Source organism: Bacillus sp. CBEL-1 (assembly GCF_004348885.1).
GTDB classification, from domain to species: Bacteria; Bacillota; Bacilli; order Bacillales; family Bacillaceae_H; genus Priestia; species Priestia aryabhattai_A.
On the sequence record NZ_SBIM01000010.1, the window covers coordinates 55,486 to 70,124 of the forward strand.

The following is a 14,639-nucleotide window of genomic DNA, read 5'->3' on the forward strand; positions in this document are numbered from 1 at the left end:
ATCACTTCTTTCTTAAGTCACTTGAAAGATTTTCTACAGCTTCTTCTAGCTGCTTAATATTTGCTTCAAGCCTCACTAATAAGTAAAACGAAACCACGATAGGAAAGCCAACTTGATTAATAACGGATAACCATTCAACCATGTGCATCCCTTCCTTCTAATTGTTGTTTTAAGTGCATAAGTGAGCGTCGATACTTAAAAGAAACGGCCTGAGGAGAAACATGAAAGAAAGAAGCAATTTCACCATTGGTCCATCCTTCAACAATGCGAAGATGCAAAATAAGCTGCTGCTTCCAAGGCAAGGATACGAATGCTTTATAAAGCTCTTCATCTTCAATTTGATGGCTTAAAAATGATCTATTCCACCAGTCTCGATCTGCTACACCAAGCATTTCGCCGTACGTTCGCTGCTCTTCCATTACAATCGGCTGATCCAAGCTTTTTACATACTGTGTCTTCTGGTAAAGCTGCACTTTATCCCGTACAAAGTGCTTACATAACATTGAAATGTAAGACAAAAAGCGAATTTCACTATAAAATTCTTTGAACACTTCATCCACTAACGAAGCGTAGTGCTCACTCTTGTGGCGAAACGTCATTTGTAATAAATCGTAGTGATGATCATTTTTTAAAAAGTTCTTTAATAAAGGAGAAGAAAGTGCTGCTCTATTTTTTCGGTAAAATGCAGAAAAAGATGTTTCTAAATATGGGGGGATAAGATGATGTACAGATTCATTAACCATATAAATAACCTCCTATTTTTTTAAATATAGTAAATAAAAAGGGGAAAGCTGAGAAAAAAACAACAAAAACAAGAACATTTGTTCTTGTTTTATATTAAAGGATAAGTATGTTAAAAGTCAAACTGTGGTTTTCAAGCATGTTATTACCAATAAATTAATCCTATATATGAAAATATGGATAAAAAGATTCCGACGTTAAAACATCTATTATTAATGGAAAAGTGACATTTTGGACTGGCTTCTTCTTTTTGTGTTTAGTTTCGCTTCTCTGTTAGGAGATACTTACTTTAAAAATTAGTCCCTACCATTTCTAATCGAGCTTACGTATTTCTTAGTGGGGAGCGTTTATTTCAAAAATCAAAAAGAAGCAGAGGTAATCCTTCTGCTTCTTTGTTGATATGTATTAGTTATCGTTTGGAAAAACGAGGCCGAGCTGACTGCGAACCTTGTCCATCACATGCATTGTTTCATATGAATTTTCAAATGAGTTTACAGTTGATTCTGTTTGCCCACTCTTTAACAGGTCGACAAATTCTTTTATCTCATAATACATCGACGGATGATTCTGTTCGACTGTAAGTTCTTCTACTTCACCATTGTTGTAGCGAATTTCTACTTTTTCGGCACTATTGATTTTATCAATAATCATGCTGCCTTTTTCACCTTGAATTTCGCTTGGAAGGTGTGAGTTTGTGATTTTAGAGTACATCACGACAGCGTCTTTATCATCATATGATAGGGCTACAGCACCTTCTCCATCAACACCTGACTCCAGCATAACACCAGTTGCCTTAACTTCTTTTGGAGCACCGAATAATGTGATCAGCGGATATAAGCAGTATACGCCCAAATCCATAAGAGAACCGTTAGCGAATTTAGGATTAAAGGCGTTTAGTACAATGCCTTCCTTATATTTATCGTAGCGAGAAGAGTATTGACAGTAGCTCGCAAAATAACGACGAACCGGCCCAATTTTATGTAGATTTTCTGCAATGACTTTAAAGTTTGGCATAAGCGTAGATTTCATTGCTTCCATTAATAAAACATTGTTGTTTTTTGCAGCTTGAATCATTTGCGTTACTTCCGTGGCATTGGCTGCAAGTGGCTTTTCACATAGAACATGCTTTCCATTTTTCATGAATAAGATTGCTTGTTCAGCGTGATACGCATTAGGTGACGCAATATAAACTGCATCGAGTTGATCGCTTGTAGCCATTTCTTCTAGGTTAGTAAACGTTGTTGTTACGTTATATTTAGAAGCAAATTCCTGTGCGCGCTCTTCTGTTCTTGAGTACACAGCGGTTAATTTGAAGTCTTCTACGTGACTTGCTGCTTCTAATAATGATTCTGTAATCCAGTTTGTTCCGATAACGCCAAAACGAATCATTTGATTCACTCCTTTTTTTACATATACGTCTTATTGTAGCCTGGTTCAAATTAAAAGTGCAATGAAATCGTTTTAATAATTCACAATGAGCGGAATATGACTTTCTTTTCAGCTCTATGAAACATTTTCTCTGCTCGACCTGATTTCCATTTCAAATTGCACCCTTGCCGCAGGGCGAGCACTCAGCCTCCTTGTATACTGCGGGTTCTCACCTGTCTCGCTCATCTTACTGGAGTGGCGCATCTTTCATTCTAGTCACAGGCTTTTGGGCAAGATCAGCCTTTGATGAGGGTTGGTCTCTCTTCTGATAAATCAAAGAACATTCTCTGTTTGGCATGGTATCTTCATATTTACGAATAGGTACTTTTCCTTTGTATACGAAAAAAGCAAGTTGGCATATCGCCAGCTTGCTAGGTTTCGTCACTTTGCTCTTTTTGCTTACTAAGCCGTCCTTCTTTACGCACAGCCTCACGGAGTAAAAATTCAATGTGTCCGTTAACGCTCCGAAATTCATCATGTGCCCAACGCTCTAATAGCTTATAGAGCTTGGGGTCAATTCGCAGTGGGAAACTTTTCTTTTTTGCCATTCCTTCTCACAACCAATTAGTATAAGCTACCTGTATTCACCACAGGCTGTGTTCCTCGATCTGAAATAATTGCGACCATCAAGTTGTTAACCATATTGACTTTACGCTCTTCATCTAAGTCTAGTATACCATCTTGTTCTAATTGCTCAACTGCCATTTGTGCCATGGATACTGCGCCTTCAACAATCTTCTTACGAGCTGATAAAATAGCTGTTGCCTGCTGTCTTTGTAACATAGCGCTTGCAATTTCTGTTGAGTATGCAAGGTGTGTTAAGCGCGCTTCAATTACTTCTACACCGGCAACCTCAAGACGGTCTTGCAGCTCTTTTGCTAATTCATCAGAAATTTCATCTGCGTTTCCGCGAAGCGTAAGCTCTACATTTTCAAACGTATCATAAGGATAACGTGTCGCTACTGCTCGAATTGCTGTTTCACTTTGAATCGCCACAAACTCTTCATACGAATCTACGTCAAACACCGCTTTGGCAGAGTCGACTACTTTAAACACAACAACTGCGGCAATCTCAATTGGGTTTCCTTCTACATCATTTACTTTTAACTTTTTGCTATTGAAATTTCGAACTCGTAGTGAAATGGTACGTCTAATTGTTAGCGGAACAGTTACGAACAAACCACTGCTACGAATACTTCCTAAATATTTTCCAAAGAAAATAACAACCTGAGATTGATTTGGCTGTACAACCGTCACACCGGAAGCTAACAATCCACCAATAGCAATAAGCGGAAGTCCTACAAGCGGCACCTCTTGAATGAGCATAAAAATACCGCCTATGATGGCTGCTAAAATCAACAGAATACCCACAAAACCATTTAAAATCCACGCTTGACGCTCCTGCAAAGTAATCTCCCCTTTGTCTTTATATCTTTTTCATATTATTATGATATCACTTTTAGAAATAAATGTAAATAAAAACCTAAATAATGTATTCTAATTCATGAAATACTAGGCTTTATAAATTTAAGTAGCATCCACCCTTTGGTACTTTGAAATATTCAAATTGTAAATTATCGGTATTTTTTATACAGATGCTTCTTAGGTTTTTAGATGTGTAGGTCAATAAGACTTTTAGACTTGAGGATATTTAGATAGTGAGAAGTGGTAATGGTTGAATGAAAATCTCACGTTACTGCTGGATTCCTATATTAAAGAGGTATCCATGTTTACTTACAAATTGTTTTATAGCATATAAATCAGTCTGTTCTGCAATATATTGCTTACACTCTTTTCCTTCACACATAAGGTTATGCTCCTTAATTCTTGGTATAAACGTTTGTGAGCTGGCCTGATGATATATTTTAAGGAAGCATAGTAATTTCTTTCAATAACAAAAAGCTTAGGAAGCAAAAAAGCATCTAATCGCAGTATTAGATGCTTTTTCATAACGTTTTAATTTTTTTCTTCATTTTGGTTAACTACTCTATTTTTCTTCTTATCTAGAGCTATGCTTAAATGATAGATAAATATCAGCAAACCACAAGTAACCATTACCCAACGCATAAACCCATCGAATCTAGGATCAAAAATGTGGCTTAAAGCTATTATAAGTCCTGCTAACATACCGAGAAAATTTAAAAACAAGTAAACAACTCCTCTATTCCATTATTTTCCTAATAATTACATTTTATCATTTTGTATTCATTCGTGATTAACATAATTTTTTTATAGAGATAAAAGTGTTTTAATAGAAGAGTAAATATTTCAAAACAAGAAAGGGAGAACAAATGAACTTTGTTTTTAATTTTATAGTTGAATTCGTTGAAACAATTATTATAATGTGGCTTGTTTCATTTGCGTTAGAAAAACTAAATCTTTATCAGATAGAGAAAAAAATGAAATGGAAATTCATATTTATCCTTTCATTCATATTAGGTCTTATCTTTGCATTAATTGACTTAGCCTTAAATTTAGATGGTATATAAATTTAAGGCTTCTCTTATGAGAAATTCTGTATAATAAAGGTTACTCAAGCTAAATAAACTAAACATATTGTTTTTAACGCCCAAATATTAAGCTAATAATAACTACAACTAACATAAAAATTAGCATTAATACATTAACTTTAACTAGGAATAAGGCCCACTTCTTTTCATTTATGGCAAAGTAAAAAACAACAACATAAAACAATACAGAGATTGTCCCTCTTGCAATAAATTGCGTTCCTAATCCGTAGTCTGTCAGGAAAAAGCATAAACTTAGCAGCAAAGAAAGAATAAAAATGGACAAATATGAGTTGTGAATTAACTTTTTTCTTTTTTGTTCATGTTCAAATAAATACATACGAATACCTCGACGTTGGATTTTATACCATTTTATCAATAATATAACTTCTAATTACTATGTATATCATATATATTGCTAGTTTACATAAATATTATTTCCGAAACTTACCAAAAAAGAAAAAAACGAGCCCTGGATACATAAGAGCTCGTTTGCTTTCTAAATTTATTCTTTATGCAGCTTTTTATATATTCTTAATTTAACAGTCTTTCTTACCACTTAGTAACAGCTCTTTATGAATATAAAAAATAACGTATTTATATGTTAAAATAATTAATTTCTATATCCTCTCATACATCATTTCCTACTAAACCGTTCGTAATCTTTCTAAAAACCATATGCATACATTTAGTTGCTCCTAGCATAACAGCAACAACAGTGATGATTTTGCCCATCATTTGTACAAGCCTATTTTCAATATAACTTTGAAGCACATGACCAACTATGTAAAAGCAACCAACTGCAAGTCCAATGGTCATGATAAAAGTAGCAGCAACTCCAATACGCTGTTGCCAAGTTAGCTTTTCCACCACTTCTCGATTTGCCACTACAACATAAATTAAAACAAAAATAAATATTAATAGAGAAAACAAGTCTTCCATTCTAGTCGCCTCCCCTTCTTTATCCAAATTGTAACATATTAAGTTCTTTTTTGAAGTTAACATAGTTTTTTTCGAAAAAAAGGTTTCTTTTTAAAGAAAAAGTGTTATACTAGGTATATTATTTCTTGTTCGGTGTTGGAAATAGAAAGACTTTCTTTAAAGTGATTTTTATTGAAATTGAGCAGAGATAGTAATATATTCGTGGATTGTTCCACACAGGAGGTACTACAATGGTACAAGGTAAAGTAAAATGGTTTAATGCAGAAAAAGGTTTTGGATTCATCGAAGTTGAAGGTCAAGACGATGTATTCGTACACTTCTCAGCTATCCAAGGCGACGGTTTCAAAACACTTGAAGAAGGTCAAGACGTATCATTTGAAATCGAACAAGGCGCTCGTGGACCACAAGCTGCTAACGTTCAAAAGTAATAATTTAGAAGCACTCACAGCGTGAGTGCTTCTTTTTTTATCCAATTAATAACTGATTCTCTTTCCATAGAGCTGTCAAGTTATGATCAGCTAAGCGCTGATGCGTCTCTTTCACACTAACCCACCTGTTTTGAACATAAACAAAGCGTGTCTCTGGGATTTCAGTCCATATCTCTGGCATTGACTGCACGTTTAGAAGGACGAAGTTTGCTTCATTTCCCTCTTCAATTCCATATTTTCTTTTTCCAATTAATTTTGCTGGAATACTAGTAATCATTCGAAGAAGCTGCTTTTGTTCTTCAGGACTCCCCATATGAGCAACATATCCTGTTAACAAGCCAATTTGTAATAAATCGGCTTTGCCAAACGGATGAAAGGGATCATGAACGTTATCTGAAGCCGTTGCTACGGGAATAGCTGATTTTTGGAGCTCTTTAATTCGCGTTACTCCTCTTCGAATAATGCCTCGATCTTCACGCCCTTGTAAATAAAGATTTGCAGCTGGAAGCGTTACTGCTCCAATTTTAGCATCTTGCATTAAAGTTAAAATTTTCTGAACTTTATCTTCATCCATTCCTGCTAACGAACACAAGTGACCAGCTACTACTTTTCCCTGCATCTTATGAGCAATGGTTTGCTCAGCTAAATAAATGATTGTATCGACATCCGGATTGTCACTTTCATCAATATGCAAATCCAGTGGCAAGTCATACTCTTTAGCAAGAATAAACAAGGCGTCTATATCTTCGTTAGGATCACTAGCTAAATGAGGACAACCTCCAATTGCATCGATTCCTAACTCTACTGCTCTCTCAACTTTTCTCATAATATGGTCATCATGTATGTTTACCGATCCAAATAACGGAACAAGCTGGATTTCCATGTACGGACTGAGCTCATCTCGTGCATCCGCTGCTGCTTGAAGCCCTCTAAATAGAATATCTTCTTCTAATAAACAATTAAAATCAATATGTGTGCGTATAGCTGTCGTTCCGTTTGCTAACGCCTGTAGTGCTGTTTTTACAATACGCTGTCTAATTTCTTCTTCAGAAAACAGCGCAATGCTAGACGCATAGTTTTCAACTGCTTCAGCTAGAGTACCAGAAAGGTTAGGCACTTGAGGTAAAGAGTGAGCTTTATCTAAATGCATGTGCATATCTACAAATCCAGGTAGCATAACTCTCCCTTGAGCATCTAAAGCCGTTTCTTTTCCCAAAATATCTGCGTGCAGCTCTTCAAACTCATCATCTTCCATGTAGCCGTTTTGCAACACAATTGAGGTATACATTCCGTCTGTAATTTTCACTTCAAAAAGTGCATGATCATGAATTAATGGTAAGCGGACGTTAACTAAATGTAACAATCTTAACCCTCTCCTCTATAATCTTTTCTTTTTTGCAAGCGATACTATCTCTTCAGCATATTGGGGAGCTGAAGCTCTTGTTTGCACTAATTCGCTAAATTACCCAAAATACCTTCTTTTTCTTTCGATAAATCATTCGAACACTCGACAAATTCAAGCAAAAAAAAGAAGCAGTGTCCCCACACTGCTTACACAAAGAAAAATGCTAGAAAATAGATAAATGTACTTCCAATGGTTAATGAGGGCTTGCAGAAATGCTAAAGCGTGTAGCTTCGTCTCCCTCCGCTAGCTTGTCTCCCCAGAAAGCTAACGGCACACCCAACGACAAGCATACACAGTGTTGCAATAGATACAATAAGAAAAAGCCCAAAGCAAAGGTAGGTATCTCATAATAGATGAGCAAAAACCTACCCGCCTGGGCTTTTATCCCTTCGGTGTCATGCCGTTCTGTCAAAAAACATTAAGCATGTAAATCGCTTGGACCAGACCTTTTCATATTGAAAAGCGGGAACCTAGATTTACTTTTTACTCATAGTCTTGTTATTTACGGTAACAAGGTAGAAACGTTCGAGCCATATTCTCAAACATATATGAGTGACCGTATTCAGCTTTTTCTTGATATAAAGATACCTCGTTTCGACATGCTTGTCAACAATAAAAACGAATATTTTAATTTATAATTGTTAATTCGTTCGTTTTTTATACGAGCTCAACTGATTTTGAATCAATCAATTTACTGATTTTTCTCTCCCCACACATCTTCATAGATGAGATGTTCTAGAGATCGGCGCTGAGCCCAATTCGCTTGTTCTAAAATTGGTTTTTCCGGATAATTTTCCGTATACCCTACGGACATGAGCGCTACGGGATCAATATGCGGCGGGATATTTAAAATATCTCGTACATCATTTTTCTTATAAAAGCTTACCCACCCCATTGCCAGTCCCTCAGCGTAAGCAGCAAGCCACATGTTTTGAATAGCACAGGCTGTTGACATAATATCCGTCTCAGGTATTGAATTACGCCCCAGGACGTGTGAACCTCCCCTTGTTGGATCACATGTGACACAAATTGTAAGCGGCGCTTCTTTCAGTCCTTGAATTTTCAGCTCTAAAAAATCTTTCTCTTTTTGGCCTTCATAATGAATAGCCAACGCTCGTCTTTCCTTGTCAGCTGCCCAAGCTAATTTTTCTTTTACGCTATTTGACGAAATTAAAATAAAATTCCAAGGTTGCATAAACCCTACGGATGGCCCATGGTGAGCAGCATTTAAAATACGATTAATTTTTTCTTCTGATACTTCCTTAGATAAAAATGTTCGAACATCTCGTCGACCATAAATAGCTTTGTATACTGCTTCTTTTTCTTCATGATTAAGCATGACTTTTTCACCTCAATATTTTTTAACTAGAGTGATGTCAATCTATGATATTTACGCCTTACTAGATGAAAATACGATAAGGAGCGCCACCAATATTGATCCATATTTTAACGTTCCTTTTTGACCCAGCAAGCAGCCGTAACTCACCTAATTGGCCAATAATAAATAAAGCACAAAGGAAAAGGTAACTATCATTACCATCACCTTCATGCTTTAGATGATTACCTATACCGTTGTAACGACTTTCTGTATTAAGAAAGGTCTTTTTTTCATTCTAACACGCAGTATTTTATTTGTATATATTATTGTTTGACACTGCAAATATACAAAAATGCTTGGAGTTCACACTGCATCTGCTTTAAGTGCGGTATGGCTTTTGTTAATAATTTCTCGTGTTGCTTCTTATAGCTTTCATGCAGCATTTTTTCAACCTTAATCTTTTCTTCATACAGAACATCAATTTTCTCTTCATTTCCATCCAAAGAAATTGGATTCAAAATGGCGAGATCATAAACAGGTTGTCCATATTCTAATTTATTTAAAATGGAGCGTAATAACGCTTCGTCATGAACATCTAATTCATATAAATAGTTTAATAAACTTCCAAGTTCATCAATGATAGTTAAATCAATTTCTACTTCCTGAACATTGGCTCCTTCTACATATTGAAAGCAAGTTGTATAAATGATTTCATACAACGTTTCCACTCTTTTGAGCGCTTCATCAATTGTCATGTAATGACCTCCTATACAGCATGGTTCATACAATTCTATGATGCAAGAGTTCATTTCATTACGGTCTTCAGCGGAAAATATCAATAATTTCTTCAATAACAGCAGAAGGATCTTCCTCTTGTGCAAACGACTTTATCTCAGTAAATGTAGGCTCAGAAAATTGATCGTTTACCTCTTCAATATAGGAGTAAATCTCTTTTGTTTCTTTCTCACTTTCTGAGAAAGACCATCTTTGTAGTTCAACACTTTGTGGAATATCTTCAACGGCTATAGGGCAGCCATTATCAGTCATCCCTAAGCAGTACATCGGTGTCTTTCCATTTGTACAGATATCCTCTTGCCTATTGTGAATTTCACCTTTATCTCCCCATGCGGCAATTACTAAATGTGCACGATTAACGGCCTGCGTCAAATATTGATTGGTTCCAATTCCGACGGCTTCTTGCTTTGAGAGCTTCGCTAATAATCTCTCATCTTCAGCTTGATAGCTAAATAAATAGACAATTTCTAAAGAACCAAAGCCCCACTGTTGTGCTAACTGCATACATTTCTGCAATTCTTCTTCACTTTGTTGAGTACCTGTATTCATTGGAGATGATAAGATGAACGTTACGGTCCGATCATTTTTTGCACTCCAAGCTACTTTAAAAGAATATTGATATGTTCCTTCTTCGTCGAATATCGCTTCTTTTTTCACTTCCCAATCACCCTCTTCTCTATCATTTCATTCTATATGTATTTTGAAATAGCAAAGGCATGACAACTTTTCTATCTTTTTGGAAAAATTTATCTTACCTTCTCATACATGTGTTTTACAGCTATGAATCACATTCATCTATTGGTACAAGTTGTTGTTAAATTAGATAATTTTAAAAAAATGGTCTATAATAAGACCATATATTCTGATAAAGAAAGGATTTTGTAAGTGGCGAATACACATACATTTACAAAAGGTGAAGAGATTGCAAATGCAATCACGCACGGAGTTGGAGTCATCTTAAGCATTGTTGGACTCACTCTTCTTATTGTATTTTCTTCATTACAAGGTACACCTTGGCATATTGTTAGCTTTACGATTTATGGCATTACCATGTTATTACTATACGTATCATCAACGCTTGTTCACAGCTTTCCTGAAGGCAAGGTAAAAGATTTATTTGAAATCTTTGATCATTCCTCCATTTATTTATTTATCGCTGGAACCTATACGCCGTTTTTATTCGTCGTTGTGAAAGGAACAATGGGATGGACCCTCTTTGCTGTTGTATGGGGGATTGCGATTGCAGGAATTGTGTTTAAAGCTTTCTTCGTAAAAAAATTCCTCTTTATTTCAACAGTCCTATACGTATTAATGGGTTGGATGATTGTCTTTGCATGGAATTCTCTAAAAGCAACATTAGAAACACCAGGCTTAGTTTTGCTTGTTATCGGTGGAGTTCTTTATACGATTGGCGCTATTTTTTACGTTTGGCGAGGATTTCGCTTCCATCATATGATTTGGCATTTATTTGTACTTGGGGGAACAGTCACGCATTTTCTTGCGGTTCTTTTATATGTACTACCGATTGCAATTCAATAAAAAAGAGGCGATTTATCGCCTCTTTTTTATTTTAAGACCCACCAGGTGCTACAAGCTGTTCACCTTGATACATCTCATAGACATACGGATTTTTTGGACGATCAATGGATTCGACTTTTTCTATGTTTACGTATGGCAATGAAGCGCCGTTATAAGCTTGTTGGCCGATGGTTCCTTGTACTTTAATCCATTCGTCCGTTTCCAGTTTTGTAGCATTCGAAGCGGTTGAAAGCGTTCCATATACGGATGCATCCGCTACGCAGCAAGATAAGCCAAAGCGGGCGACTACGAATTGATCTCTTTTAAACCCTTCTTCCCGATACACAAAACCTTTTACTTCAATCGTCTTTCCAACAAATTTTTCAACGTTTGTCTCGATGATATTCATGATTGGAATATATTCTTTATCGCTTACTACAATATGATCTTGCTTCATTAGCTTAGCTTCTAGTTTTTCATAATACCCTTCTGGTGCCTGCTGAGGTACGAACCCTTTGGGATGCTCCAAAGGAACGCCTCCATCTTCCTGTGGCTCTTCAACTTCCGCTCCTAATACTTGGTTCATATAGTCTTCTAGTTCAGCATCTGCGCTCTCTTGCAATTCTTGGCGTTGCTCTGGCGTAGGAGTTTCTTTTACTCCTTCTGCAAACTTAATTCCTCTTTTTTCAGCCACTGAGCTTCCTAATGAATGATTAGGTAATAAAAAGCCGGTCATAATTGGCAGTAAAAATAAGAGATAAATAAACAAGGTCTTAACCTTCCCTTTTTCAAAATGATCATGTTCGCAAGCGCAGCTTCCCCCCTCCTCAACCTTTATACTGCTTCGCCAAATTTGCACAACTCCTAAGAGAAAGAATGTAATGCTAGAAAAATAAATAAACGGCATCATTTTTGGAGCAATAAAGTAAACCATTTGCTCAGTCAAAATAAGCTTAAACATTAAAAGCGCAAACCCAATTAAGAAAATGCCTCGGATATAGGTGATAAACTGTTCATCCATTCGCTTCATAATATCCTCCTCATCCCATTAGCCATCCATACATCATCACAACTCCGTAAACAATAACCGTGATCATTAAAATAAATCGAATAGCAAACTTCTTTTTGAAAAAAGCAAATAGCATAATTGTATTTTTTAAATCAATCATAGGTCCATACACTAAAAAGGCAAGCAGCGCAGTCGGTGTAAACGTATGAGCAAAAGATGAAGCAACAAATGCATCTGCTTCTGAACACAAGGAAAGCACGTAAGCAAACCCCATCATGACTGCAGACGATACGTATTCATTGCTGGCTAAGCTGACAAGAACCTGTCGATCCAAAAACGTTTGAAAAAGGCTGGCAACGAGTGCGCCAAATAATAAATATTTTCCCATATCAAAAAATTCATCGCTCGCATGATAAAGTGTTTGCTTCAGACGATTTCCTTTTCCATGATCTGAATGAACGTGGACGTGGACATCCTTAAGCTGATTTTGATTACGGAACGTCCAATAAATCCCTAACCCAATGAGCAAACACACAATCACAGCAAGTCCCATTCGACTATATACAATAGACAAATCGGATTGAAATGCATAAAACGTAGAAGCAAATACAATTGGATTTAGAATGGGTGCTCCAACTAAAATAACCATTCCAACATGCAACGGCATTCCTTTTTTCAAAAGCCTTCTTACAACCGGAATAATGGCGCATTCACAAACCGGTAAGATGGCACTAACTACGACGGCCGATACGAGTGCAAGATATGGATTTTTTGGAATCATTCGCTGAATCGCTCGCTCTGATATAAACACTTGAATCAGAGCTGATGCAAACACACCAAGCAAAATAAATGGTATAGCTTCAAAAACAATGCTTAGAAAGATCGTATTGACATTCAGTAAAGATGTGGGAATAGCTAAGTTACTTGTATCTATATCAACAAAGAAAAAACAATACCCAAACAACAGCAGCAGCAACAATCCAACTAACTCTTTACTTACTTTTGATAGCGTCATACTCTATCATCCACCTCCGGCTGTTCTATCATTTCCATTAAGTACTTTTATGTGAATCTATTAACTACCATATGAGGAATAGTAGAGTATTTATGCTAGAAATCATAAAAAGAGTTTGGGACACAACAAAATGATTACTTCTAGAAGACAAACAATAACTATGGCCATACCTTTGGGTTCACTAGACAACTTCGTTCCATTGCGCTGCGGTCCATTCCTGTTTCCAAATATTTTTTTTCGAATAAATAAAAAACCTGAACAATCAAAAGTTATAAAACTTTTGATTGTTCAGGTACAGTAGGGACTTCACTACTTATGTCTCAGTTCTCTGCTACGTTAAAATAATTGTCCTAGCTGCTTAAAAAGCGTATACACACCCATAACAGCCATAATAACTACAACGAAGGTGCCGAAAATGGTAAGCCAAAGTGGATGCTGATAGTCTCCTACAATTTTTTTCTTATAGGCAGCTACAAGCATTGTACCAAGCGAGATTGGTAAGATTAGCCCATTTAAAGCACCTGCTAAAATTAAGAGGGTAACGGGCTGACCAATAGTTAAAAACACCAATGTTGATATAGTGATAAAACCGATAATGACCCAGTTTTCATATTGAGCAACTTTTTTATTAAATGATTTAATAAATGATACAGACGTATAAGCTGAACCAATGACGGATGTAATTGCAGCTGCCGCCATTACTACGCCAAACAGCTTATACCCGATATTTCCTGCTGCGAGCTGAAATACAGATGCGGGTGGGTTATCAGGGTTTAACGTAAACCCTTGACTGATGACGCCCAATGTTGCAAGAAAAAGAAAGATTCGAACGAGTGATGCTATGGTAATACCCGATACAGCACCTCTTGTCACTTCTGGAATAGCAGCTTTCCCTTTAATCCCAGCATCTAACAAGCGATGACCACCAGCAAACGTAATATAACCTCCTACTGTTCCACCTACTAACGTTACGATTGCGATGACATCAATTTGATCTGGCATAAACGATTTAGCAATTGCTTCTCCTACCGGTGGAGAAGACGAAAAGGCAACATAAATCATAAGTAAAATTAAAATGCCTCCCATCAGCTGTGCAAATCGATCCATTAGCTTGCCAGCTTCCTTTACAAGAAACACACCAATGGCAATAACTGCCGTAATAATCGCTCCTACCTGTGGTGAAATGCCAAATAATACGTTTAGTCCTAATCCAGCTCCGCCTACGTTTCCAATATTAAACGCTAGACCTCCAATTACAATCAGAATAGCTAGAAATAAACCTAGTCCCGGTACAACCATATTGGCAATATCTTGCGCTCGCTTTTCTGAAACTGCAATGATTCGCCAAACATTTAGCTGAACACCAATGTCTAATAAAATAGAAAGTAAAATAACAAACCCAAAGCTAGCAGCTAATGCTTGGGTAAACACCGTAGTTTGAGTTAAAAAGCCTGGCCCTACAGCTGATGTAGCCATTAAGAACGCAGCGCCCAGCAAGACGCTCCAATTGCGGTTTGTTTTCATGCTGTCACC

16 protein-coding genes and 1 riboswitch are annotated in these 14,639 nt (G+C 36.6%); of the genes, 2 read left to right on the forward strand and 14 right to left on the reverse strand.

The features are described from left to right. Nucleotide 1: 1 nt before the first annotated feature. From EPL02_RS07925 to EPL02_RS07955, 7 genes are all read right to left on the reverse strand, one after another. Nucleotides 2-142, reverse strand: a complete 141-nt coding sequence (locus tag EPL02_RS07925) for a YvrJ family protein (RefSeq protein WP_311859050.1) — start codon at nt 140-142, stop codon at nt 2-4. Then, the gene (locus tag EPL02_RS07930) at nt 135-743 is read right to left on the reverse strand and encodes a sigma-70 family RNA polymerase sigma factor (RefSeq protein ID WP_094912356.1); all 609 of its coding nucleotides are present in this window, start codon (nt 741-743) and stop codon (nt 135-137) included. The genes EPL02_RS07925 and EPL02_RS07930 overlap by 8 nt, the downstream gene beginning before the upstream one ends. Nucleotides 744-1,146: 403 nt before the next feature. After that, a complete protein-coding gene (locus EPL02_RS07935; RefSeq protein WP_131887416.1) occupies nt 1,147-2,130 on the reverse strand; it encodes a Gfo/Idh/MocA family protein in 984 nt (327 codons plus the stop codon). A gap of 410 nt (nt 2,131-2,540) precedes the next feature. Beyond that, nucleotides 2,541-2,717 (reverse strand): type II toxin-antitoxin system antitoxin, encoded by a 177-nt coding sequence (locus EPL02_RS07940; RefSeq protein WP_131887417.1) that lies wholly within the window; start codon nt 2,715-2,717, stop codon nt 2,541-2,543. A 16-nt stretch (nt 2,718-2,733) separates the two neighbouring features. Then, nucleotides 2,734-3,576 carry an SPFH domain-containing protein gene (locus EPL02_RS07945; RefSeq protein WP_094912351.1) on the reverse strand — a complete coding sequence of 281 codons (843 nt, stop codon included), beginning with the start codon at nt 3,574-3,576 and terminating at the stop codon, nt 2,734-2,736. A gap of 549 nt (nt 3,577-4,125) precedes the next feature. Continuing rightward, nucleotides 4,126-4,317: a hypothetical protein gene (locus tag EPL02_RS07950; protein WP_094912350.1), complete on the reverse strand. Its 192-nt coding sequence runs from the start codon at nt 4,315-4,317 to the stop codon at nt 4,126-4,128. A gap of 989 nt (nt 4,318-5,306) precedes the next feature. Then, nucleotides 5,307-5,618 (reverse strand): hypothetical protein, encoded by a 312-nt coding sequence (locus tag EPL02_RS07955; RefSeq protein ID WP_131887418.1) that lies wholly within the window; start codon nt 5,616-5,618, stop codon nt 5,307-5,309. 230 nt (nt 5,619-5,848) lie between these two features. Here EPL02_RS07955 and EPL02_RS07960 point away from each other — a divergent pair, with 230 nt between their 5' ends. Next, a complete protein-coding gene (locus tag EPL02_RS07960; protein ID WP_025908246.1) occupies nt 5,849-6,046 on the forward strand; it encodes a cold-shock protein in 198 nt (65 codons plus the stop codon). A 37-nt stretch (nt 6,047-6,083) separates the two neighbouring features. On the opposite strand, the gene EPL02_RS07965 is transcribed toward EPL02_RS07960, so the two are convergent. From EPL02_RS07965 to EPL02_RS07980, 4 genes are all read right to left on the reverse strand, one after another. Continuing rightward, entirely contained in the window at nt 6,084-7,409 is a 1,326-nt protein-coding gene (locus tag EPL02_RS07965) for an amidohydrolase family protein (RefSeq protein ID WP_286175325.1), read from the reverse strand. Between the two features lie 512 nt (nt 7,410-7,921). Further along, nucleotides 7,922-8,023: riboswitch (purine riboswitch) on the reverse strand. 119 nt (nt 8,024-8,142) lie between these two features. Further along, nucleotides 8,143-8,790 (reverse strand): 5,6-dimethylbenzimidazole synthase, encoded by a 648-nt coding sequence (gene bluB, locus EPL02_RS07970; protein ID WP_094912344.1) that lies wholly within the window; start codon nt 8,788-8,790, stop codon nt 8,143-8,145. A gap of 302 nt (nt 8,791-9,092) precedes the next feature. Next, a complete protein-coding gene (locus EPL02_RS07975) occupies nt 9,093-9,524 on the reverse strand; it encodes a hypothetical protein (protein WP_094912343.1) in 432 nt (143 codons plus the stop codon). A gap of 67 nt (nt 9,525-9,591) precedes the next feature. Then, a complete protein-coding gene (locus EPL02_RS07980; protein WP_131887419.1) occupies nt 9,592-10,221 on the reverse strand; it encodes a DUF1643 domain-containing protein in 630 nt (209 codons plus the stop codon). Between the two features lie 228 nt (nt 10,222-10,449). Between EPL02_RS07980 and trhA the strand changes: the two genes are divergently transcribed. Next, the gene (gene trhA, locus EPL02_RS07985; protein ID WP_094912341.1) at nt 10,450-11,103 is read left to right on the forward strand and encodes a PAQR family membrane homeostasis protein TrhA; all 654 of its coding nucleotides are present in this window, start codon (nt 10,450-10,452) and stop codon (nt 11,101-11,103) included. Nucleotides 11,104-11,134: 31 nt separating this feature from the next. Here trhA and EPL02_RS07990 read toward each other — a convergent pair whose 3' ends face one another. From EPL02_RS07990 to EPL02_RS08000, 3 genes are all read right to left on the reverse strand, one after another. Next, a complete protein-coding gene (locus EPL02_RS07990; RefSeq protein ID WP_131887420.1) occupies nt 11,135-12,112 on the reverse strand; it encodes a TIGR03943 family putative permease subunit in 978 nt (325 codons plus the stop codon). Between the two features lie 10 nt (nt 12,113-12,122). Beyond that, nucleotides 12,123-13,106 carry a permease gene (locus tag EPL02_RS07995; protein ID WP_131887421.1) on the reverse strand — a complete coding sequence of 328 codons (984 nt, stop codon included), beginning with the start codon at nt 13,104-13,106 and terminating at the stop codon, nt 12,123-12,125. Between the two features lie 336 nt (nt 13,107-13,442). Continuing rightward, nucleotides 13,443-14,630, reverse strand: a complete 1,188-nt coding sequence (locus EPL02_RS08000) for an NRAMP family divalent metal transporter (RefSeq protein WP_094912336.1) — start codon at nt 14,628-14,630, stop codon at nt 13,443-13,445. Between the last annotated feature and the right edge of the window lie 9 nt (nt 14,631-14,639).

Bases quoted from the DNA above. Each gene is read 5' to 3' on its own strand.
- EPL02_RS07995 (WP_131887421.1), bottom strand. From the start codon at position 13,106: ATGACGCTATCAAAAGTAAGTAAAGAGTTAGTTGGATTGTTGCTGCTG.
- EPL02_RS07935 (WP_131887416.1), bottom strand. From the start codon at position 2,130: ATGATTCGTTTTGGCGTTATCGGAACAAACTGGATTACAGAATCATTA.
- EPL02_RS07975 (WP_094912343.1), bottom strand. From the start codon at position 9,524: ATGACAATTGATGAAGCGCTCAAAAGAGTGGAAACGTTGTATGAAATC.
- EPL02_RS07960 (WP_025908246.1), top strand. From the start codon at position 5,849: ATGGTACAAGGTAAAGTAAAATGGTTTAATGCAGAAAAAGGTTTTGGA.
- EPL02_RS07990 (WP_131887420.1), bottom strand. From the start codon at position 12,112: ATGAAGCGAATGGATGAACAGTTTATCACCTATATCCGAGGCATTTTC.
- bluB (WP_094912344.1), bottom strand. From the start codon at position 8,790: ATGCTTAATCATGAAGAAAAAGAAGCAGTATACAAAGCTATTTATGGT.
- EPL02_RS07955 (WP_131887418.1), bottom strand. From the start codon at position 5,618: ATGGAAGACTTGTTTTCTCTATTAATATTTATTTTTGTTTTAATTTAT.
- EPL02_RS07940 (WP_131887417.1), bottom strand. From the start codon at position 2,717: ATGGCAAAAAAGAAAAGTTTCCCACTGCGAATTGACCCCAAGCTCTAT.
- EPL02_RS07925 (WP_311859050.1), bottom strand. From the start codon at position 142: ATGGTTGAATGGTTATCCGTTATTAATCAAGTTGGCTTTCCTATCGTG.
- EPL02_RS08000 (WP_094912336.1), bottom strand. From the start codon at position 14,630: ATGAAAACAAACCGCAATTGGAGCGTCTTGCTGGGCGCTGCGTTCTTA.
- EPL02_RS07930 (WP_094912356.1), bottom strand. From the start codon at position 743: ATGGTTAATGAATCTGTACATCATCTTATCCCCCCATATTTAGAAACA.